We start from the raw sequence: 22,567 nt of genomic DNA, 5'->3' as shown, positions 1-22,567 counted from the left end.
TACTTCTTATGTGGTAAGAAAGACCGTTACAAAAAGCTAGTGAAAACTGACTTTTTGTAACGGTCTCTTGTACATTACGCAACCAAGAATCAGCTGTTTTTTCTTAACCAATCAAATCCGATCTTATTCAAAAATGCGCGCGCCAATACCATATGTCCGGCATAGGAAGGATGCATACGATCCCAGGCCAGAGTTGCGGCATACTTCTTCTTACTATATCGAAGAAAATCGCAATGATAAAATGCGTCAAAAAATGGATCAATACGGAGCGATTGTGAAAATAGCGGAAGAAAACGGGGCAATTTTTGTTGATACGCAAGCGGCTTTTGACGAAGTGCTCAAAGATCAGTAAGAGAAAGCATATTTGTCGATTCCCAAGATCTTTCCTTTATTCATAATCCAGATGAATAGCCATTTACCAATGTAGGAATCGGTAAACAGCGGTTTCCGCTGCGTATTTCCGATGAAGGGGGACCGTTTTGTCGGTTCCTTTTGTCTGTCAAAATAATACTTCCTCAGGAGGAATTCAATTGTGATCGTGATCATATGTGCGTCTCTGATGGGTACTTCTGCGATTGGCCGATCCGTTACAGTGACGGTGGCATTGCGTATGGCAATCCGGAGCAGGTCCTAAATTATGTAAAGAAAGCTGTTCGGCATGCATTCGAGAATCCCTTAAAAGTCCAATACTCCTAAGAGGTGATCTTCTGTGATCGATTTGATAATCGCTCAATATTACGCAAAGGTTAGCACTATGTACGATGCCATTACGAATATCCAAGAAAATCATGGAACGGATAGATATTAAGGATTAAGAAACAAGGGAGCCAAGTGCTGGCCGTTATCCGGGAAGCTTTCCGCCGAGCCATTATTATTATCGAGTCGTTAGGATTACGCGCCGTTAAGCGAAAACGGATCGCCGATTCGTTCCAGCCACTGCTGAAGCTCCTTTTCGAGCTCCTCAGCCATTTCATCTTCTTTCGGATCCGCGATCCGTTTCGGCGACAACTGGAAAGGATCCGTGATGTTGTCGAACAGCAGCCTTTCGGGCACATTCGAGCCGAAGGCTTTCTGGGCCACGTACGTATGGCTTGCGGTCCTGACCCCCCGCCAGCCATATGCATTTATGTCCTGCCCGGTCCTTGCCGCTTCCGCATGCTCCGGGAGCGCTCCCGGGTAATGGCAAATAAAAGCGGACTTCGGCCGGGCGGATGGCGCCTCTCCCTCCAGCATAACCGTAGAAAGATCGGTCCCCTGCACGCGGGAAGGTACCTCCAAACCGATCAAGCCAAGCAGCGTAGGGACCAAGTCGACGCTGTTGAACAGCACGTCGCTTCCGCCGTTCTTGATCGCCCCGGGCCAGCGGAACATGCACGGTACGACGATGGCTTCCTCGTACCAAATGTTTTTGTGCTCCGCCCAGTTGTGAGCGCCCATCAGCTCTCCATGATCTGACGTCAGCACGACGATCGTCTCGTCTTCTATGCCTTCCTCCCGCAGCAATTCGAGCAGCCGGCCGAACTGTTCGTCCATACCCGTTACCGCAGCGTAATAATCGCGCAAATGATCGACCGCTTGCTGCTTGGCCTCCCCCTCGAGCATGTTCGGACGGAAGTCAATTTCCATGTCCGCATACATCGCTTTATACTTGTCCGGAACTTCATCGAACGGTTGATGAGGCGGGTTCCAAGAAAGGAACAACGCGAACGGCTTTTCCTTGTCGCGGCCCCGGATGAAATCGGCGGCTACATCCGTTTCGTGCTGCAGCGACCATTCGTCGACCTCGATCATCTCCGGGCTGTCCTTCCAATAGTGGGGAGAGAGATGCCGGTCATACGCATTGTAGGCATACCAAAAATCGAAGCCGAACCGTCTGTCTCCCGGGGGAATATAAGCGTCCCAGTGCGCGGCGCCCGATAAGGGCTTTTGCTCGCGATTTTGCTCCGGCTCATCGAGATGCCATTTGCCGATATATCCTGTGGCGTACCCGGCATCCTTCAGCATATTTCCGATCGTCTTTTCGTTCGCCTTCATGGCGACATTCAGGCCGAGCTTGCAGTTCGTCGTCACGCCGGTCGATAACGGATAGCGGCCGGTCAGCATCGAGGAACGGTTCGGCGAGCATAAGGGAAAGCAACTGATCGCGTTGTCCAGAAACATGCTTTCCCGGGCAAACCGATCGACGTTCGGCGTCATCACCGGATCCTCGCCAAGAAATCCGATCGCTTGCTTGCGCCATTGATCGGGAAACACGAACAACACATTAGGCTTACGTTTTGTCATGATGTCTATTCCTTTCAGCTGAGTATTTATGAGAAAGAATCGAGTTGAGGCTGACTTCTTCACCGTCTTTTGAAACCCCTTACTATCCTGCTAAGCATACTGAACCTATTCCCTCACGTAAATAAGCCACTTTTGCTCGAATATGCGAGATTTATCCCTCCATTAAACTATAATTCGTTTGCAGAGTCCTCCAACTATGCCCCAACTAGCTTCCTCTTACTAGCCTCCTTCAATTGAGCCCCCGACTAACTTCCTCTTACTAGCCTCCTCCAACTGTGCCCCCAACTAGCTTCCTCTTACTAGCCTCCTCCAACTGTGCCCCCGACTAACTTCCTCTTACTGGCCTCCTTCAATTGAGCCCCCGACTAACTTCCTCTTACTGGCCTCCTTCAATTGAGCCCCCGATTAACTTCCTCTTGCTAGCCTCCTCCAACTGTGCCCCCAACTAGCTTCCTCTTACTGGCCTCCTCCAACTGAGCCCCAAACTAACCTCCTCTTCTAGCCTCCTCCAACTGAGCCCCAAACTAACTACCTCTTGCTAGCCTCCTCCAACTGAGCCCCAAACTAACTACCTCTTGCTAGCCTCCTCCAACTGAGCCCCAAACTAGCTTCCTCTTACTGGCCTCAACAAAACGAGCAGGTCTAACAGAAGACCGGCAGGATAGTGAATCTGGATTCACTATTACTGAACCTAGATTCACTATCCGAGCTCAAAAATGCCCCTTCACGCGAAATAGTGAAGAAAACCTCACTAATAGTGAACCTCCCGGCCAAATAGTCCCGTTTGCTTCACTATCCGCCGGAAAAAGGGCAAATGGAGTAAAAATAGTGAACATTGATTCATACATAGTGAACTTTAGTTCACTATGAACAGATTCTCGTCCCCCTCTTACAAAAAAGGTACCTCTCCACAAAATAGCGGGCAAACCGCCGCCATGCTAAGCCGCACAGCACACAAGGAGCTGCGCGCCGTGCTAAAAAAAAGGGCTGGGCAGGCATCCTATGCCGCTCAACCCTTTTTGCGATAAAAACCATACTTCCAAGCAGTTTTCCTTTTCAGGAAAGCCCCTTCTAGGACTAACCCCGCAGCCCACAGGTTGCAGGCTGCAGCCTGACCGGCAAGCAGCCGTTACCGGTGAAGATTACTCGTAAATCTTGTTCAGGATGCGGTTCATCATAACGGCCGTTTCCGCCCTTGTGGCGAAGCCCTCCGGATTTAGCGCGTTTCCTGAGCCTTCGACCAGTCCGGCGGCAATCAGCCCGGACACGCTGTCAATCGCGTATGCGGCCACTTTCGAACCGTCCGAATAGCCCGCCAGCACGCTTGCGCTTCCGCTCAAGGAAAGCTTGCTCGTCTTCGAGAGTGCTCTGCTCACGATCGTGAACAGATCCTGCCGGGAGATTTTCCCCTTCGGATTGAAGCTATTGCCGTCTTGCCCTTCAATAAGGCCTAATTTCTTAGCGATGCCGACCGTTTCATAATAATAATCGCTGCTAGTTACGTCCTTAAAGTTATCGCCGATAGCTGCCTGCAAGCCGAGCGCACGGACCAGGATCGTCACGAAATCCGCCCTTGTCATGTCCAGCGCCGGCCCATAGGCATCGGCCTCCATTCCTTGAATCACGTCCCTGGCGGCAAGCGCATCAATCGAAGCCTTCGCCCAGGCGTGAGCGGCAAGATCGGCGAACGTTTTATCGACGAACGCAACGGCATACCGGCTAAAATGATTCACGGTAAAGCGTACGGATTTCGCTGCCGGATCGAATTTGCCGCTCGGTACAGCCTCAGCCTTGCCGCCGGCACCCAGATACCAGATGACGATTCCGTTCGGATTTTTCATTTCCGCCGCAGAAGGCGTATATGGAATCGACACTTGCACAGGCGCTTCCGGATTGCTCCAAGCGCGCACCTGCCCGTTCTGCTTCACGTCCAGATTGATGACGGGGCTACTCCCTATTTGCTGCTGCTGAGCAGGGGACAACTGCGAATGGTCGACCTTGCTTACAACCAGACTGACCGCTTCCCCGGCTTTTCCTTGCCCGTTCTTCAGGAAATTGGAAGGCAAGGTCACGACCGCATGCTCCGTTACGATTTCGATACGAAGGTTCATCTCCATTTGCGCAAAAGCCTCCGGCGGCAGGGATAGCTCGACGTTCGCCGCTCCTTGGCTGCCCTTGACTTCAATGCGGATCTTCTTCACGCCATCCTCGCCCGTTTCGGTGCCCTTCAGCGCCTTTGCAAACTCTTCCGCGTTAATTGCCGCTTTGGCGGTTGAGTTTGCCTGCTCCAGCTTCCCTTCCACGACAACATGGCCGTTTGAAATTTCGGGAGCTTTGTCAGCGGGTTTGGTCGTCGGCGCCGGTAGAGGTACCGGATCCGTTGTGCCGGGCTGTTCCGGCCCCGGGGTAGCCGCCGCTTTCACTTGAAGCGTCATCTCCGCATATTTGGACGCATTTCCGCCGCTTGCAGCGCGAATGACGGCAGTACCCGGCGACAGCGCCGTTACCAAGCCGCCGTTCGTCACTGCGGCCGCATTTGCCGGCGTAGAGCCGTATACGGACCAGACTACCGTCCGGTTCAAGGCATCACCCGGCACAACCTCTGCCTTCAGCTGCAGCTTCTCCCCAACGGTCAGCGTCGCCGCCGTCCGATCCAACTTCACTTCCTCGACTTGCACTTCGCTGGCATGATCTACCGTAATGGTGCTGTCCGCGTAGACGCTCTCTACGACGCTTTTCGCCCGGACGACGGCCGTCCCGAAGCCATGAGCCGACACTTCGCCCTCCGGCGTTACCTTAACCACCTCATCGCCGGTCGCGCTGTATACCGACCAAGTTACGGTTTTATCGTACGCATAACTTGGTTGTACCGTCGCATGCAATTTGACGGATTTACCCAGCGGAAGATTTACCGTCGGCTGATCGATCGCAATCGATTTCGGCGATGAATCATGCGCTTGCGACTTGAAGAGCTTCAGGGCTGCAAGCAGCTCCGATTCCGCGGCAGCAAGCTCTTCGCTCGTTGCGTTCTCCCGGTCTGCCGTGTTTTTCGCTTTGTTGATCGCCGCTTGCAGGCTCGCCTTCGCACCGGCAGGATATTGTCCCGCATCATCGCCTTCGACTGCCGTATCGCGTGAAATTTGCGCCTCCTCGATCAGAGCGCGCAGCGGCGCATAGGGATCTTTCACCTCAATGGCGACAGGCTGCGTGTACATGTCGTAAACAGGAGAATCGGCTGCTGCTTGAGTATAGCGCAAAGCCACATAGGCGGTTCCGCCCCTTTTGGCTTTCACCGTGCCGCCGTTTACTTCGATCAGGTCATGTCCGCTCAGCACCGCGACTTCCGGCGTTATAACGGTCGTTGCGCCCTTATACGTGCGCACGCTTGCTTTCAAATCCGCTTGACCGCCAATCTTCAGTTCCACCTTGTCTTGGGCAGGACGAATCCGGTCGGCCCAGTCGGAGGACCAATGGCTGTAATCGTTCGTCAGACCGTAGACGCCCATGGCGAAAGCCTTTTTATATTCGTTGATATCCCGGTACGTCCAAGGCCATACCGTAATGCCCCGGTGCTTGGAGGCTTCCAAGAACGGTTTGCCGAAGCCGGGATAGCTCGTATTGAACGTCGTATTAAGCGGCTGAACGGTATCCAACACCCGATAAAGAGATCGGCTTATATCCGTATCGTTGGCTTGTCCGCCGGTAAGCAAGCCGTTGGACATGCCCGGCAGCTTGTCGTTGATGCGCTTGATCTGATCCGGAATAAACGAGATCATCACGACCTGGTCTTCCACATCGTACTGCTTGATCAATGCGAGCATCGGATCGATGACTCTCGGATTGTAGGTTTTGATCTCGATGAAGTGCAGCAAGTCTTTTCCTTTGAACTCTTGAAAAAACTCTTCCAGCGTAGGAATGCGGGCAGCCGGATACTGATCCGGGAACTGCTTGTTCGCAAGCAGCTTCTTCAGCTCCGCAAGCGTATAATCCTCGACCTTCCCGGTTCCCGTCGTCGTGCGGTCCAGCGTATCGTCATGAATGATGACGACCTTATCGTCTTTCGTAATATATACGTCGTTCTCGACGATATCCGCGCCCTTCTCATAGGCCAGAATCGCGCTCTCCAGCGTATTCTCCGGAGCCAGCCCGGGAATTCCCCGGTGACCGATGATCCACGGTTTACGAATGAGCGTCGTGTTATGGTTGTAAAAGGCGAGCGCATCGACTAGCGTTTCCGGGGAACGCGTGACGATGCCGTTGACTCCGGCCGTAATCAGCCTGTGATGAGAGACTGCATCCGGCACGAATGCTTGCTCCGCCTGCTTCGCCCATACCGTAATAAGCCGCTCCTGCAAATACTCCACTTGATCGGGGGAAGCGGCGCGCTCGGGCAAAAGCGCAATTTTCGCCAGACTGGCGTTGGTCGTTCTGCGGATGTCCATCAGCTGTTCATGCGTCAATTCCGCCGCTGCTTGCGGGAAATCGACAATGCCGCGAACGATCGGATAAGCGACGCGCGCCTGCTTGACCAGCTCCGGCCGATCGGAGACGACGAAGGCGTCGGCAATCCCTTCCGTTCTCAAGTAGTCTACGAGTTTCACGACCGTTTGTTGATCATGCACGTAGAAGGCAGGAATCGCCTTACCGCCCAAAAGCGAGAGCGCATCCTTAAGCGGAGTCAAAATCTGCTCCTTATTCATAGCGGTCACTTGCAGCGCCTCGTTCACATGCAGCATCACCGTGGCCGGCAGCTTGGCCGGGTTCAAGACCAGAGCTTGATCCGCGCTTTCGATCGCGCCCACTACCGTCGGTGCCAAAGCTATTTTCGTCGCCGGCTCCATGACGTTGACGAAGCTGCTGTCCGGCAGCTTGGGAAGCGCCTCCTGCTGCAAGGTTACTTTCACGCGGGCCACTTTCATCAGACTTCCGTTCGCCTGCAGGCCGATGCCGCCCTTCAGGTAGCTTTGCGCGGCGCCCGTATTTACCACCAGCTCATCGTTAACGAACTGCTGTACCCTGTCTCCATACGCCTTCACCGTATAATGGTACAGCTTATCCGGTTGAATCGCTTCCTTGTAGGATTTGGCTTCCATGACGTTCCAGCCGTTAGCCGGCGTCCGTTCGGCAAATTCCACTCCGTTCGAAGCCGTCGCGTTTTGTCTGACCGCCATCTGATAGTACGGATAATTATCATTTTGCACGCGGTACATGATCGAATGCCAGCGTGCCGCATCGTTCGCTTTTACATGAGTGGCGTCGGCTTCGATCTTGTAGTTGCCGAACAGCTTCAGCTCCGCCGGCAGCAATACGCGAACAGCCGACCCGGCTGCAGTCGCGTTGATTTCGAATGCACCGTTCTTTACGCCTGCAGTCGTACCGGCCGGTTGCTCGACGATTTTCCAGCCGTCCGGCAAGGCGCCGTCCGCCAGGTTCGTAAAATCCTGCTCATACAGCACATATTCACTCTCGGCAGCCGGTTTGGCCACAACGATCATATCGATTGCGCCGCTTCCGGACGAAACACGTACCTTATGCATACCCTTCTGCTTGGGGGTCAGCTTTCCGCCGCTAATGACAGCAATGCCGCTGTCGGCGTTCCAAGTCAGCTCCCCGCCCTTTACCGTTCCTGTCGAGAAATCGTTATACTCCGCCTGAAACTCCACACCGTTCAAATCCATAGCCTCGTCAACGTTAGCCAGCAAATAACCTGCGTGATGGCGAAGAGACGCGACTTGCTTACCTTGGAGCGACGGCGTTACTTGGATCTGACGGGTGACCACGGCATTGTCGTAAACCGCCGTTAACGTTGCGGTTCCCGCTTGGAGCGGAACCAACTGGTTATCGACAACCCGGACGACGTTGGCGTTCGACGTAGACCATTTAATCCGATCCGCAGGGACCGCCTCTTTGATGCCGTCGGAGAAAGTCACCTCGTTCTGCACGCCAATCGGCCCCGTCAACGCTTCCGCTTGGGCCGGCAGCGCAATATCCAAGTTTTCGACTCGAATGCGCGTCACCTTCAAGCTTTTGACCGATACTTTGCTTTGATCCGCTTGAAAGCCTACTTTGCCCCGCTCCAGCAAAAAACTGTTCATCCATTTGTCGGTCAGCAAATCATAGGTAGCGCTATCCGCCGCTTTCAAATACTCCTTCACATTATTATCGAACACTCTAACCTTGAACGAATAATCCTTGTTTAGGTCAAGCGCTTTTCCCCAATTGCCTTTTACCGGCACGTCCCAGCCGTTCGAAGCGTTGCGCAGCGCAATCTCAAAAGCTCCGCTTTGCCTTACGGCCATCTGGTTGTAAGGGTGCACACCGGCCGACGGTGCACGGAACATCAAGGATGCCCAGCGCCCCGAGTCGATTACACCCTGGAACTGCAGATCGGCTTCCACCACGTAGTTGTCCCACTGCACGGGAGCAAAAATCCGGGCCTGCTTGCCTGACGCGTTGTCGTCAAAAACAAGCCGTCCGTCGCCATACACGTCATTTATAACGCCAAAAGGCTTACTGCTGCCGCTCACATTGGAAATCCATCCGAACGGAATTTGTCCGTTCGCATAGCCGTCGAAATTCTCGTTTAGCAATATATCGTTAACCTGACCCGATACCGGACTCGATTCCTCCAGCTTAACGGTTCCGTAACCGCGCGTATCGTTCCAGAATGATTGCGATTCAAAAGCGCTCCATGCAAGCGAAGGCTTGACCGTTTTCCCGCCCTCTTTAATAAAGCTGGTTCCGACCGTCATTTCCATGCCAAGCTGCTTCATCAGCTGCGGATCGAAATCAAGGAATTTCCAGGGTATGGCCGCTTCGAGGTTCCAGCCTTTGTCGGTCTTCTTGATCGCGCGCAAAATTTGCTTTTCATCCCGATTCTTGTTGGTGTCGGCCGCTCCGAAGCTGAAATACGGCGTCGTCGTATTCGGCTTGTACACGAAACCCAGTTGCACGTCTTTGCCTTGATAAGGCTCAGACTGATGCAGCGTCGGATCGAGGAAAATCGTTACGTTCGGATGATCCCAGTAATAGTCGCCCGCCACATTAGCCGGGTCCTTGTCGACATTCGGGCTATTCGCCAAATTGCTATCTTCCGTCGCCACGCCGATGTACAGATACTTGCTGTCCCATGTCATGCCGAATTTGGAGCGAAGCGCATCGGCTCCTTCCCCGTTCAAGACCTTCTGAACGTCCTGATTGACGGACCATACGGACTCGTCCAAACTGCCGTCGATGATCGGCTCCGTTAACGTTTTCTGAATCGGCAGCGACTTACGCGCTTCCGCAGCCTCGGCTTTTTGCGCATGCACCGGCAGTAAGCCGATGATTAGAGCTGAAGCAAGCAGAGAAGACACCATTTTTTTACCGCGTTTCATGCTTGGCATTCCTCTTTTCCGGAAATGGAGTTGAAAGAGCACAGCTATACGTTACCTTAGTTTTGTAAGCTGAAAATCAGCTTGGCGTAAAGATTTTATGGAGCGAAACCATCTCAAAGCAGCTTCCAAACCACCCATCCAGATCCTATTTCCTAGCAATCGATCCATTCGCGTGCAAGAGCCTGGTGATTTATACCCATGCGAAGTATCCGGCCTCTGCGGAATGTAAAAAAACGCCACTCAAGACGCAGGACGATCAGCATCTTAAGCAGCGCTTTTTGACAAAACGATTTCTTTAGTCCGTTTCTGATACAGGAGTAAAGCCGTTACCAGGTCGACATAAAAAAAGAGAGCCGCACCGTCGGGGTGGGCTCTGCAAGATATATATCATTAAAAGGGGGTCTTGCTTATTATATTAACTGGGCGATGTTATGGGAACATCACAGAAATATTTCATTTGTGTTACAAAATGCAATCCTTCGCGTATTCCTATAATCGCTTCTTTACTTTCGAATCATCTCTGTACTTGTTCCGTCTTCGATCTGAAGACATGCAAACATACGGAAAAAGCCGAATGTCGAGGCTTCCGGCTTCTTTCCGCTCTATGGACAAAATCTTTGTTTTACCTTCCGATCGCTTTAACCGGAGGACGTGGCTCAAGGATTGGCAAAATACCCGATTCTGCGCGACAATTGCGATGCGAGATTTTTTACGGTGATGCCCAGCTCGTTGATCTTCTCCTCGGCTACGCCGTAGCCGCTAATGCTGATGGCGGCGATGACGTCGCCGTCCTTGCCGAGCACCGGCGCCGCAAAGCAGCGCACGCCATAGCTCGATTCTTCGTTATCGACGGCAAAGCCGACTTGGCGCACCCGCTCCAGCTCCTTCAGGAACGAATCCAGCGAAGTGATCGTGTAGTCGGTCATTTTCTCGAATGCGCAGCCCTCCATCACTTTGACGACGTGCTCCTCGGGCAGCCATGCGGTCAGGCATTTGCCGAGCGCCGTATTGTAGACGGGCCGACGTTGCCCTACGGCGCCGAACAAATATTTCAAATGATCGGGCTCCACATTGACCAGATAGAGCACGGAGTCCTTCTCCAGTATCGCAAGATGAGCCGTAAAGCTGGTCCGATCGACCAATTCGATCAAAACTTTCTTGCCTTCGTCGACCAGATTGGTCGAATTCGTAAATACCGAGCCGAGCTCGAACGCCTTCGGACCGACCATATATTTGTCCGTATTTTTGAGCTGCTGCAAATACCCGTGAGTCAGCAGCGTCAGCATGAGCCGATGCACGACGCTTTTGTTCAGCCCCAGCTTGCGGGCCACTTCGCTGACGCCGAGAGGGCGTCTCTCTTCAATAAAGCATTGCTGGATCGACAGCGTCCGGTCTACGGACTGAATCATGAAATAAGGCGCTTCTTTTGCCGTTTTTTTGGTTTCCATCCGATCACGGTCTCCTCGGGAAAGTTGATTGCTAGATGAATCGAGCCGCGGCTGCTTATCGTCAACATCCGACTCCGCCGTCTCGTATTGCGGTACGATCTATTATATCAAATTATGGCCCAACAAAATAGACAAGGAAAAACGGCTTCTCCGTCTGTCAGGGACGAGTCGAGTCGAGTCTACCGAGAAATCGAACAATCAGTGGTGGATTGCATTCAGAAATTTCAAGAAAACCGGCGTCCATTCCTCCTCCCCTACAAACGGACATGATTCGTTTTCCTACTCGGGCAAGCCGAACATCGGTAAACGGAAAAGGGCTGCCCCGGTCTCGGACAACCCATGTTGACGGCTTCCTTCATGCGTTTCTTCTTTTATTCCAGTTTATGGGGACGGCAGGAAGAACATGAATCCGTTCGTAAAAAAGTCCCCCGGTCGAAACGAACGGAGGACTGCCTTGTTATTTGTTGTATTTCTTGATAACCTCGTTGAACTTCTTGTTGAGCGCGTCGAGCGTTTGCTTAGGCGTAGCGTCCTTGATGAACATCCGCTGCATTTCCGGGAACATCGCCGCGCGCATTTCGGGATATCCCTTGATGCCCCAGCCCGGGTCTACCACCGGCCATTCCTTCGCTTTGGTCGTCAGCTTGTACAGGAACTGCAGCTCCGGATCGTCCTTCGTCCAAGCCGGCGCTTCGCCGAACGGGTTGAACGCTTTGGAAGCGGTCGCATACGTCTGGTTGCCGGTTTGGGACCAGTAGAGGAATTTCTTCGCCCATTTTTCTTTCAATTGATCTTTGCTTTTAAACACGACGCCGAATCCGAACTCCATCTTCAGAGCGGCTTTTCCAGGTGTCGGGGACGGGTAATTGACGTACATGTACTCATGCGGTCCCGTAACCGAGCCGTCCTTCAGCCCGTTCTTCACAAGATCCGAATGCGAGGTGCCGGCAACGACCATGCCGTTCTTCCGCTGTTTCCAGTAGTCGAGCGCGTTGACCGCCGATAGCGTCTCCGGATGCGGATGTACGAGTCCCTCGTCCACGAGCGACTTGAAAAATTGAAGCGCTTGCTCGGAAGCCGGATTGTCTGCCGCAATATATTTCGAGTAATCATCGTTGAACAGCTTCGCTCCGAATCCGACCATCGTATTGTTGTACAATTGGTCGCCTTGCTCGTTGAGCGCGAACAACGACATGCCGTATACGCCTTTGTCTTTATTGGCAACCGCTTTCAAAGCAGCCTTGAATTGTTCCGGCGTCCACGTGCGGTATTCGTCCTGCGGCAGCAGGTTTTCGGCTCCCGCTTCCTTCCACAGCGATTTGTTCAAAATAAGCGCGGAAATCGTAGCCGAATACGGCATCGTTACGATATTGTTGTTGACCGATACCATCTTCATTACGTCGGGATTTTTCTTGATCTGCTCCAAATCCTTGGCAGGAATGACGTCGTCGAGCGGAGCCAAGGCTCCCATCTGTGCATAAGCAAGCGTACGCACCGGCGTATCCAGCAGCACGTTCGGAGCCGTGTTCGATGCGATGGCGGTCGTAATTTTCTCGTTAATGCCGTCGAACGGAATCATTTCCACGTTCACTTTGACGTTCGGGTACAACTTGTTCCACTCCGGCACCAGATCTTCCTTCACCCAATCGCCGGGCTTCTGACCCGACCGAAGCGAGCCTACCTGCGTCATCCAGACGGTGAGCTCCACCTTCTCGTCCTGCTCATTGACTGCTGCGGACGGCTTGGCGGATTCCTTTGCGCCCTTCTGATCTCCCCCGCCGGTACCGGAACTGCATCCGAACATGAAGACGGCTAATGCCATAACGAGCGGCAAAGCCAACCCGCGCCTCGCGTTTCGCTTGCCTGCCGTAACGAAACTTTTCATCTTTATACCCCTCCCTTTCATACGGTGCTCTGAATTCAGCCCGGGCTATGCTGCATCCCGTCATTGGCCTGACGTCAGAGTAGCATAGTACGGCCGAAGCCTATAGGTGAAATTCGTCAGGAAAGGTTTGTTTTGTTCAGTATAACGCATTTTCTGTCCATTTGACCCGTAATCTGTCGATTTCGACGGTGGTAAGGCAAGGATTAGGCCGCTCCGCCCTTTTGGTTAGGCGTACTTCGACTGCAAATTCTGGCGCTCGGATAAGCTCGACCGATAAGCGCTGCGAATATTCACCCTGTCGCGCCGAAACACGGCTGAAGCGGCATATAAGAGACGCTAGCGTCTTCTAATTTCGTTAAATCGCGGAAAATCTCCGATTTAGACGACGCTAGAGACTCTTATTCCATGCAAAACATCGCCGAAAGGCAGCAGGCACGGTATATAAGAGACGTTAGCGTCTTCTAATTTCGATAATTTCGCGGATATTGGAGATTTAGACGACGCTGGAGACTCTTATTCCATGCAAAACGCGGCTGAAGCGGAACCCGCGATCCAACGCCGAATGTTTATACACGAATATCTCGACAATGCATTACCGAATAGGTCGACGGCACGCTGCCGAGATGACCTTCAACAAAAAAAAGGGCCGCCCTTGCCGCTTCCGACATGGTGACCAGCCCTTTTTTCGCACGCTTACTCGACCAACCGCCCTCGCAGCAGTACCTTCCGTTCACCTACTCCAACTGCCGCCCCTGCAGCAGTACCTTTCGCACGCTTACTCGACCACCCGCCCCCGCAGCAGCACCTTCCGCACCTCAACGTCCTCGGTCACTACGATCAGATCGGCCAGCTTGCCCGGCTCCAAGCTTCCGAGGAGATGATCGAGCTTCAGCACTTTAGCCGGATTCAACGAAGCCATGACGAACGCATCCGACAGGCTTGCGCCCGTATGGCGCATCATGTTTCGCACGGCACGGTCCATCGTCAGCTTGCTGCCGGACAGCCCGACGCCTTCGATAAACCGTACGTCCTCATACGGCCCGCCCGGTTCGCCTTCTACGCCCGCTTCATCGATCGCATCCGTAATAATGATGACCCGGTCCGTTCCCTTGGTCTTATGAATGAGCTTGCACATGAGCGGCCTGACGTGAAGCCCCTGCGCATCGGGAATGACCTCGGCATATATGTCGTCGTGAACGAGCACGGCTTCGTCGACGCCAACCTCCCTCGTGCCGCCGAATCTGGAGGGAGAAGGCGTCGTTCCCGACGCGTTCATGCAGTGACAGCCGAGCTTCAATCCCTTGTCGACGAATGCAAAAATCGTTTCCGCTTCCGCCTCCGAATGGCCGACGGATAAGGCGATCCCGTACTTCGACGCCGCCTCGGCAAACGCCGCTTGCCCCTCCAGCTCAGGAGCGAACGTCCATACTTTGATCCGGTCGCCGGCCAGCTCCAGAAGCGCGTTATACTCCTCCGGATCAACGGGCCGGATCGGAGACGTAATCGCCCCGTATTTTTTATTGATGAAGGGTCCTTCCATATGGATACCCAATAAGGCGGAGCTGTAGGCCCGATCCCCGACATTCAAAATCGCGCTCACGCCCTGAACCATTTCTTCCCTGCTCTGGTTGTAAACCAGTGTCGGCAGGATGCCGGTCGTTCCGTGCTTGAGATGGGCGAGCGCAAACAGATACGGCTCCTCCCAGGACCAGTGCCCGCCGCCGCCATGGCAGTGAATGTCGATAAACCCCGGGCCTACATACTGCCGCTCCGCATCGATCCGAACAGCCCCTTCGGGAATATCGACGCTTCCGGCTGTGCCGCACGCCGCAATACGGTCGCCCTCGATGATGACAACGCCTTCCTCGATAAGGCCGCTTGGGGTGATGAGCCTGCCGTTCACAATCGCCTTCGTTTGATCGTTCACCGTATCTCCTCCGTTAATCGTCGCAGCGGCAGAGCTACCCTTTTACGGCGCCTGCCGTAACTCCTTCGGTGAAATAGCGCTGGAAGTAGAGGAATACGAGCAGCACGGGTAAGGTAGCGCACAACGCGCCGGCCATCGCGACTCCGTAATTGATGTCGACCTCTTGCACCTGTCTGGCGATTTTCACGCCTACGGGCAGCGTATACATCATATTGTCTTTTAACATGATCATCTGCCAGACGTAATCGTTCCACGAATTGACGAACGTGAAGATGCCCAGCACCGCAATTCCCGGCTTCGCCAGCGGCAGCATGACTTTCGTAAACGTCTGCCATTCGTTGCAGCCGTCAATCTTCGCAGCTTCGATCAGCGCGCTCGGCAGCGTTTGCATGAATTGCTTCAGCAGGAAAACGCCGAACGGCCAGCCGACGATAGGCAGCAGCACGCCCCAAAGCGTATTGGTGAGCTCCAGCTTGTTCATCATCTGAAAAAGCGGAATGAGGAGCACCGTATGCGGAATCGCCATGGAGGCGATCATGGCTCCGAACACCCATTTGGAGCCTCTAAACGGTACTTTCGCGAACGCGTAGGCCGATAGCGAGCTGACCGTAATGACGAGCAGCGTCGCCACGACGGAGATGAACATGCTATTATACAGCCAGCGAAACAACGGGAAATCCGTCACAAGAATCCGGAAATTTTCCAGAGTCGGCTGCAGCGGAATCCACTGGGGAGGAATTTGCAAAGCAACCTTCAACTGCTTGAACGAGCCGATCAGCATCCAATAGAACGGCCACAGAAACAACAGCGTACATACCCAAATGACAACATTTCCCGTAACGACGGGCCATTTTTTTAACATTCGCATCCGCTCCTCTCTTAATATTCGATGTCCGATTTCAGCAGCTTGAACTGGAGGAACGCGATCAGACAGATGAGGAGACAGAGCAGAATGCCCATGGCGTTGGCGATGCCGAAGTTCATGTTAATGAAAGCCTCGCGGTAAATCAGCATCAGAATCGTCGTCGTCTTATAGGCCGGTCCCCCTCCCGTCATGAGTAAAATAATCGCGAACACCTGGAATGCGCCGATCGTCGAGGTGACGACCACATACAGGACGGACGGCTTCAGCATGGGCAGCGTGATCCGGAAAAAAGCGCTCACTCCCGTCGCTCCGTCAAGCGATGCCGACTCGTACAAATCGCGCGGAATGCCGTTTAGCGCCGCGCTGAACACGACGATCGCGCTTCCGATCGTGATCGTGATCAGAATGACCGTAAGCGAGCCGTACGCATAGCCGGACCCGAGAAAGTTGACGGGAGGCAGCCCCACCAGTTTAAGAAGGTAATTCGCGAGACCGAACTGGTTGTTGTACATATACTCCCAAACCATCGCCAGACTGACGACGGACGTGACGCCCGGAATGTAGAAGGCCGCCTTGAAAAACGTCTGCATTTTTTTCGGATAAGCATGAATGACCGCCGCCAGCACCAGCGCGAGGATCGTAACGGACGGAACGAGATACAGAACGAAGACGAGCGTGTTCCATCCCGCTTTCCAGAACAGCGAATCGCCGAACAATTGCTTGTAATTGTCCAGACCCGCGAACGTATACTCGGCATAGTTAAACGCATACAAACTGCTCCGAAAGGAAGAAAAGATCGGATACACGACAAACGCAATAAAAAAAAGCAGCATCGGCAATACGAACAGCCAGCCGCTCAGTTCGCGCCGGAACTTCAGACTCCACGCTTTTTCCATTTGTGCCCCTCCTGCTCTGTGCGGTAATTTGCAAAGCGCGGCGATCGTTCGCCACGCCCTCAAAGTACCACAGACGGCGGAAGGGAAAATAGGTGAAATTCCTCAGGAATCGGGGAATTTTATTAGCTGTCCCCGATTATTGCGCTTTGTTCACCGTTTGGGGGCCGCCGGCCTCCGGCAAGCCGGGTAATTCCTGCTGCTGATTGCTGCCGCGCCGGAATTGGGACGGAGACAGTCCGGTGTTGTCCTTGAACCAGACGCCAAAATAATGCGGATCGGCAAAGCCGGTCTTTTCGGCTACCTCCTTGATTTTGAGACCGGTCTCCTGCAGCAGCCGCCGCGCATGCTCCAGCCTTAAACCGCTTACATATTCGGCAAAGCCGACTCCCGCTTCCTTCTTGAACAATTGGCTGAAATAGTTGGTGTTGAGTCCGAGCGTTCGCGCCGCAAAATCGACGGTCAAATCGGGATCGCTACTTTTCTCGCCGATCAGTTGGAACGCCTTGACGATATTCGGGCTGTACCGGACTTGCTTCTGAATAAGCGGACCGAGCCGGTCGCGAAGCAGCGCGATAAAATCGCGGCCGTTCTTCTCGAACGGTTCGAGCGAGAGGCTCAAGTTCAGCTTGGCGAGCCAGTCCGCATCCGGAAGACTGCCGGGATTGCCGAACTTGATCAGCTGTTTGTTCAGATGATTGTGCAGCGCCGCCAGCACGGCGTTCATGACGGGAGGGGCGATCTGCTTCGTCCGGGTATGGGCGATCAGCTCCTCCATGACGTTCGCGCACATGTCGAAATCGCCTTCTCCGATGTAATGCAGCAGCCGGTTTTCGTACGATTCGGGATATTGGTGATCAAACGCGCCGCCCGGAAAGAAAATGGCCGGCTCCGCGTCCATCTGCTCGCTGATCCGGTATTTGAGCTGCGTTTTCGCTTCCTCGAAGGAGGTCTTGACCAGGTTCGGGTCGTCGTAGGCATGCCCGATGAACGCATAGGGCTGCAGATTCAGGCTCCCGCGCAAATGACCGATAAGCTGCTCGAGATAGGGGACCGTCTCGTCCTCCGGGCAATTGAATATAAGGCAAAACTGGTTGGCCGCCAGCGTATCCGAAATCATCCGGCAGCGCAGCTCCATATCCCGAATCGCCGCCTCCGCCCCTCTTAATGCGCTTTCATCGGACGGATCGCGAACGTATACCAGCACGACCTGATACCAAGAGCCCTCGAAACGAAAATCCAGCCTACGCTCGAACTCCCGCAGCTCCTCCTCCGTCATGCTTCGCTCCAGCAAGGAACGGATAAATTTCTCGCGGATGAGCGGAATGCCGTCCTGCAGCTTGTCGAGCATGTGGTTGAACGCATGGCCCAGCTTGCCGAGCTCGTCTTTGTGCAGGACATTGAAGCGTCCGCTCAAGCTGCCCCGTTCGACCTCGCGAACGAGTCTGACCATTTTGCGCAGCGGCATCGTGATCGTTCGCAGGAGGAAGGCGGAGGCGACCGTCATCAGCAAAATCGAGACGATGAGAAACAACAGCCACAGCCCGTTGACATCCTTCAAGTCCTTCAGCACGATTCGCTGCGGGACGGAATGGACGAACGTCCAGCCCGTGAGCCGGTTTTTCGCGTAAGCGAGCATGTAAGGCTCGTCATGCTGCCTGGTGGATGCGTAGCCCTTTTCGCCCGAGAGCGTGGAAACGTCGACCGGCGCTTCTCCCCCGATCCCGCTTCCGGACGTATAGGCGATTCCCGCGGAATCGATGATGCTGTTCGTACCCGCCCCGAGGTTCGAAGCCGACAGGAAGCCGTCGAACACCTGCGGCGATACGGAAATGACGAGATGGCCGATCAGCGACAAATCGGATTTGTCGTACACCGCATTAAACATCATGATGGAAGCCTTCGACTCGTTCCAGCGGACGAAAGACCAATACGAGGAGCCGTCCGATTTGCCCAGTCTGTCGTACCAGCCTTGCTTGGCGAATTCCGCTCCCGTCAGGAACGTCGGCATATTGGCGTCTTCCACGCTGATCTTGAACACGTTCTGATAACGGTCGATCAAGTACACCGCATCGATGCCGTACAAATTGTCCCACATCCGGTGCAGGTGATCGTAGATCTCGTTATATGCGCGTATTCGCTCGCTGCCGGTCAGCTGCGACATATTGCTGCTGAAGCGCTCCTGAATGGTCGGACTGTATAGAAGCACCTGCGCCGATTTCTGGATGTTCTGGAAGTAGTGATTGATGCTGCTCGTATAATACTCGATCTGCTGCACCATCACCTTCCCTTCGCGGTCCGTAATCAGCTGCTTGATCTGAGTGGACGACAAGGCGGCAAACGTAGCCAGCGTGAGCAGCGATATGAAAGCGACGGACAGCCACATTTTTTTCGCCAATGTCATGTCATGAAACCGGCTTATCGCTCGGCGGAAACGCATATGGACCCTCCTCTTTCCTTTTATCGGCCGAAACGCTGGCCAGCCTGCAGCCGAATAAAGCCTATTTCCACCGGTTAGGCGTAATGATTTTCTCCGGAACGCTGCGGAAGCGCGTCATAATGTCCGCCCTAAGCCGATCCGGCAGCGGCGGTCCGCCGATCAAGGCGATATTTTCGCGTACCTGCTCCTTCGTTTCGGCACCGATAACCAAGCTGTGCACGCCCTCCATATCGCGGATAAACGAGACGGCCATTTGCGCCAGCGGAAACGCATAGGCTTCGGACAATTCCCGCAAAGCGGCAATCGGTTCGCGCGCATCCTGAAGACCGGCGGGAAGCTCTTCCTCTTTCATATAGAAAAGCCCCTGCAAGAAGACGCTGCGCACATATACCGTCTTCCCGGCTTCGCTCAGCATCCCGAGACAGCCGTTAAGCACAGGGCGGTGATCCAGCAGGTTCATCGGAATCTGGACCGTTTCATACGTTTCGTCCTTTAAATATTTCCACAAGGCCCCGTACTCTTCCTGCGTGTTGTGCGAAACGGAAATACCTGCCTGCCCGATGATGCCCTCCCGGAGCATCGTTCGGAAAGCCGCGGTAATCTGCTCCCCCCAGTCTTTCATAACGTCCGTATTATGCAGCATCAATACCGGTATGGCGGATAACCGCAGACGCAGCAGGGAGCTTTCGATGCTCTCGCGCATCGTCCGTTCGATCTGCTCGCGGCTGGAGCCGGGCTCGGGATGAAGATGGATTTTCGTTACGATCAAGGGATCTTTATTTGCGAAAAAGTCTCCCAGCAGCGATTCCGACTTCCCGTAGGCCGATGCCGTATCATAGGATACTACGCCGCCCTCCCAAGCCTCGCGGAGCAGCTCGAAGCTGCTCTCCTCCGACGGCATGCCGTTACGGTTGCGAATGCCGTATTGCAAACCGAGCTGTACCGTGCCAAGCGTAAGCTTGGTCGGATTCGAACCGGCGTTCCTTTTCATAGGCTTCTTCGTCCTCCTTTACCAAGCCGTCCAACCGCCGTCGACGACGATATTCGATCCGGTCATGTAGCTGGAAGCGCCGGAAGCGAGCAGCAGCACCGCCCCGATCATTTCCTCGGCCTTTCCCGGGCGGCCCAGCATCGTCTTCTTGCCGAGCAGCTCCAGGAACGGTTTGTTCTGCTGCGCCTGCGGATTCGGAAAAGGACCCGGCGTCACGCTGTTGACGCGTATGCCTTTGGAAGCCAGGTGAGCCGCGCAGTAGCGGGTAAATTGCAGGACCGCGGCTTTGCCGGCTCCGTAATTGGCCGGGTTGTTCGCCCCGCTGTCGCCGTAAATCGACGGATCGGGCGAAACCATCCCGTACATCGACGCGAAGTTGACGATGCTGCCGCCGCCGTTCTTTTCCATATAGGGAATCACTTCCCTCGTGCATCGGAAAACCGTACCGGCTGCACCGTCCAGTCCCTTCTGCCAATCCTCGTCGCTCATCCGCTCCACCTTGCCGTCCGGTCCGTAGCCCGCACCGTACGTCGCTCCGTTAATCAGCACGTGGATGCCGCCAAACCGTTCCTCGGTCGTGCGGAACAGACGGCGGATCGATTCCGTGTCCGACACGTCGCAAGCGATCGATGCCAGCCGCGCGTCCTCGGACTCTTTTACCGCTACGTCCGCCACGACCACCTTCGCCCCAAAGTCGGCGAGCGCCAGCGCCAGCGCGCTTCCCAAATATCCGTTCCCTCCGGTTATGACAACCGTCTTGCCCTCCATCGAAAACAACGATTCGTACATGCTCACGTTCCCCCTTGTCGCTATTGCGAACTATTTCGCCGTATAGCCGCCGTCTACCGGCACATTCGCTCCGGTCACATAAGCGGAAGCGTCGGACGCCAAAAAGACGATGCCGCCCATCAAATCGCTGTCGCCCGCCATTCTGCCCAGCAGCGTGCGTTCGCTGTAGCGCTCGACAAACGTCTCCGGCGTGCGGTGCGAGGCGAGTCCCCCTGGGCTCAGGCAGTTGCAGCGCACGTTGCGCGGGCCGTAGTAGCTCGCCACGAAACGGGTGAAATTGACCATCCCGCCCTTATGGAAGAAATAGTCGGGCACGAAGCCATGGAAGCCCATATCCTTGTAAAGCGAGCCGTCAGCGCCGACGACGCCTTGAATCGAGCCGATATTGATGATCGAGCCCGAGCCTTGCTCCGCCATCGGATCGCCGAAGGCGCGCGTGACCGCAAACAATCCGGAGGCATTGATCCGCATGCTCCGGTCGAACGCTTCCAGCGGATCGTCCCACGAGCCCATCGTGCGGGCCACCGCGTTGTTGACGAGAATGTCGATACGGCCGTGCTCCGCCAGTATCCGGTCCCGCAGCTCCAGGATCGAGGCCTCCTGCTCCTGGTCGAGGCAGTGGGCGTGAACTTTGACGCCTTCTGTGGCAAAGCCCTCCTCGAGCTCCGACAGCCGTCCGCTGTCGCGAGTCGTCATGTTCGTCACCGCTCCGGCTTGCGCGAGCGCGAGGGCGATCTGCCGCCCGTACATACCCGCTCCGCCGGTTACGAGCGCCACTTTGCCTTCGAGAGAAAACGATTTCAACACGTTCATGGCGAAACCTCCGTCGCTTTGTCCGAGTATACGCTTGTAATCCGTCCGACATCCTGCTTGCGCAGCTCTCCGACGATATTCCGGTAATATTGCGTCAGGGAAATGACGTCCGCTCCGACGCTGATGAACCGGTAGCCCATCTCGACAAGCGCCTCGGCGTTGCCCGTCGAGCCGACCGTGCCGGCGAATTTCCCGTGCTTGACGGCGAGCTCGGCGATCCGTTTGCGCGTCTCGAGCAGCAGCGGGTGATCCATCTGCCCGGGAGCGCCGATCGACTGGCTGAAATCGCCGGGGCCGAAGAAGATCATGTCGAGACCCGGAAGCGAAATGATTTCTTCCAGTTCCTCCACCGGCTCTACGTCCTCGATCTGCAAAATATTGAAGCGCTGCTCGTTCGCCTGCTGCAAATAATCCGCGAATTCTACGTTGCAGTAAGCGCCGTCGGCGTTTCCGCCGTCCACGGGCCTAAGGCCCAGCGGGTGAAACTTCGTGCTGCGGATCACGGCTTTGGCATCGGCCGCGCTCATGATATGGGGCACCATGATCCCCGACGCGTCCAGCTCAAGCGGACGTATATAGTCGCTATAACTTCCGCGCGCCACCCTAACGATCGTATCCACGCCATGCGCCTTGGCCGCAAGAATCTGCTTCTCGATGACCGACCAATCGTTCGCCACATGCTCCATATCCGTCCAAATGCAATCGAACCCGCTCATCGCAGCGATTTCCGCTGCGCGCGCGTCCGCTAAATTCAGTTTCGTGCAGTAGGCGACTTCCCCTGCTCTAAGCTTTTGCAGCACCCGGCTCGGGCGCATCGCATATGTCATTCCCGTCATCGCTCATCCTCCTCCATCTCT

12 protein-coding genes and 2 pseudogenes are annotated in these 22,567 nt (G+C 54.7%); 1 reads left to right on the top strand and 13 read right to left on the bottom strand.

What is annotated here, in order from left to right:
- Window positions 1–89: 89 nt before the first annotated feature.
- Window positions 90–206, bottom strand: a pseudogene (locus tag ACKGJP_RS07790) (GDSL family lipase); the annotation flags it as partial.
- 5 nt (window positions 207–211) lie between these two features.
- Here ACKGJP_RS07790 and ACKGJP_RS07785 point away from each other — a divergent pair.
- Window positions 212–343 (top strand): annotated as a pseudogene (locus ACKGJP_RS07785) (GDSL family lipase); the annotation flags it as partial.
- A 548-nt stretch (window positions 344–891) separates the two neighbouring features.
- On the opposite strand, the gene ACKGJP_RS07780 reads toward ACKGJP_RS07785, so the two are convergent.
- The 12 genes from ACKGJP_RS07780 to ACKGJP_RS07725 all read right to left on the bottom strand — a co-directional run bounded on the left by ACKGJP_RS07780 (window position 892) and on the right by ACKGJP_RS07725 (window position 22,546).
- The gene (locus tag ACKGJP_RS07780; protein ID WP_409345094.1) at window positions 892–2,283 is read right to left on the bottom strand and encodes a sulfatase; all 1,392 of its coding nucleotides are present in this window, start codon (window positions 2,281–2,283) and stop codon (window positions 892–894) included.
- Window positions 2,284–3,425: 1,142 nt separating this feature from the next.
- Window positions 3,426–9,659: a glycerophosphodiester phosphodiesterase family protein gene (locus ACKGJP_RS07775; protein ID WP_409345093.1), complete on the bottom strand. Its 6,234-nt coding sequence runs from the start codon at window positions 9,657–9,659 to the stop codon at window positions 3,426–3,428.
- A gap of 656 nt (window positions 9,660–10,315) precedes the next feature.
- Entirely contained in the window at window positions 10,316–11,107 is a 792-nt protein-coding gene (locus ACKGJP_RS07770) for an IclR family transcriptional regulator (RefSeq protein WP_409345092.1), read from the bottom strand.
- Between the two features lie 457 nt (window positions 11,108–11,564).
- On the bottom strand, window positions 11,565–12,992 hold the full coding sequence (locus ACKGJP_RS07765) for an ABC transporter substrate-binding protein (protein ID WP_409345091.1): 1,428 nt from the start codon (window positions 12,990–12,992) through the stop codon (window positions 11,565–11,567).
- Between the two features lie 775 nt (window positions 12,993–13,767).
- Window positions 13,768–14,919: an N-acetylglucosamine-6-phosphate deacetylase gene (locus ACKGJP_RS07760; RefSeq protein ID WP_409345090.1), complete on the bottom strand. Its 1,152-nt coding sequence runs from the start codon at window positions 14,917–14,919 to the stop codon at window positions 13,768–13,770.
- A 34-nt stretch (window positions 14,920–14,953) separates the two neighbouring features.
- Window positions 14,954–15,781, bottom strand: a complete 828-nt coding sequence (locus ACKGJP_RS07755) for a carbohydrate ABC transporter permease (RefSeq protein ID WP_409345089.1) — start codon at window positions 15,779–15,781, stop codon at window positions 14,954–14,956.
- 17 nt (window positions 15,782–15,798) lie between these two features.
- The gene (locus ACKGJP_RS07750) at window positions 15,799–16,680 is read right to left on the bottom strand and encodes a carbohydrate ABC transporter permease (protein ID WP_409345088.1); all 882 of its coding nucleotides are present in this window, start codon (window positions 16,678–16,680) and stop codon (window positions 15,799–15,801) included.
- A 136-nt stretch (window positions 16,681–16,816) separates the two neighbouring features.
- Entirely contained in the window at window positions 16,817–19,117 is a 2,301-nt protein-coding gene (locus tag ACKGJP_RS07745) for a helix-turn-helix domain-containing protein (protein ID WP_409345087.1), read from the bottom strand.
- Between the two features lie 61 nt (window positions 19,118–19,178).
- Complete coding sequence (locus ACKGJP_RS07740) at window positions 19,179–20,108, bottom strand: aldo/keto reductase (protein ID WP_409345086.1); 930 nt, start codon at window positions 20,106–20,108, stop codon at window positions 19,179–19,181.
- An 18-nt stretch (window positions 20,109–20,126) separates the two neighbouring features.
- Window positions 20,127–20,897, bottom strand: a complete 771-nt coding sequence (locus ACKGJP_RS07735) for an SDR family oxidoreductase (RefSeq protein WP_409345085.1) — start codon at window positions 20,895–20,897, stop codon at window positions 20,127–20,129.
- 30 nt (window positions 20,898–20,927) lie between these two features.
- Window positions 20,928–21,710 (bottom strand): SDR family NAD(P)-dependent oxidoreductase, encoded by a 783-nt coding sequence (locus ACKGJP_RS07730; RefSeq protein ID WP_409345084.1) that lies wholly within the window; start codon window positions 21,708–21,710, stop codon window positions 20,928–20,930.
- Entirely contained in the window at window positions 21,707–22,546 is an 840-nt protein-coding gene (locus tag ACKGJP_RS07725; protein WP_409345083.1) for an HpcH/HpaI aldolase family protein, read from the bottom strand. Before ACKGJP_RS07725 ends, ACKGJP_RS07730 begins: the two co-directional genes overlap by 4 nt.
- Between the last annotated feature and the right edge of the window lie 21 nt (window positions 22,547–22,567).

The sequence above is a fragment of the Paenibacillus litoralis genome (assembly GCF_046244365.1).
Lineage (GTDB): Bacteria > Bacillota > Bacilli > Paenibacillales > NBRC-103111 > Paenibacillus_V.
The sequence above is the reverse complement of the archived record's forward strand: the minus strand, read 5'-3'. Positions and strand labels throughout refer to the sequence as shown.

What these genes read in the sequence shown, in the direction of transcription:
- ACKGJP_RS07765 (WP_409345091.1), bottom strand. Translation starts at nt 12,992, where the DNA reads ATGAAAAGTTTCGTTACGGCAGGCAAGCGAAACGCGAGGCGCGGGTTG.
- ACKGJP_RS07775 (WP_409345093.1), bottom strand. Translation starts at nt 9,659, where the DNA reads ATGAAACGCGGTAAAAAAATGGTGTCTTCTCTGCTTGCTTCAGCTCTA.
- ACKGJP_RS07750 (WP_409345088.1), bottom strand. Translation starts at nt 16,680, where the DNA reads ATGGAAAAAGCGTGGAGTCTGAAGTTCCGGCGCGAACTGAGCGGCTGG.
- ACKGJP_RS07780 (WP_409345094.1), bottom strand. Translation starts at nt 2,283, where the DNA reads ATGACAAAACGTAAGCCTAATGTGTTGTTCGTGTTTCCCGATCAATGG.
- ACKGJP_RS07725 (WP_409345083.1), bottom strand. Translation starts at nt 22,546, where the DNA reads ATGACGGGAATGACATATGCGATGCGCCCGAGCCGGGTGCTGCAAAAG.
- ACKGJP_RS07770 (WP_409345092.1), bottom strand. Translation starts at nt 11,107, where the DNA reads ATGGAAACCAAAAAAACGGCAAAAGAAGCGCCTTATTTCATGATTCAG.
- ACKGJP_RS07745 (WP_409345087.1), bottom strand. Translation starts at nt 19,117, where the DNA reads ATGCGTTTCCGCCGAGCGATAAGCCGGTTTCATGACATGACATTGGCG.
- ACKGJP_RS07755 (WP_409345089.1), bottom strand. Translation starts at nt 15,781, where the DNA reads ATGTTAAAAAAATGGCCCGTCGTTACGGGAAATGTTGTCATTTGGGTA.
- ACKGJP_RS07740 (WP_409345086.1), bottom strand. Translation starts at nt 20,108, where the DNA reads ATGAAAAGGAACGCCGGTTCGAATCCGACCAAGCTTACGCTTGGCACG.
- ACKGJP_RS07730 (WP_409345084.1), bottom strand. Translation starts at nt 21,710, where the DNA reads ATGAACGTGTTGAAATCGTTTTCTCTCGAAGGCAAAGTGGCGCTCGTA.
- ACKGJP_RS07735 (WP_409345085.1), bottom strand. Translation starts at nt 20,897, where the DNA reads ATGTACGAATCGTTGTTTTCGATGGAGGGCAAGACGGTTGTCATAACC.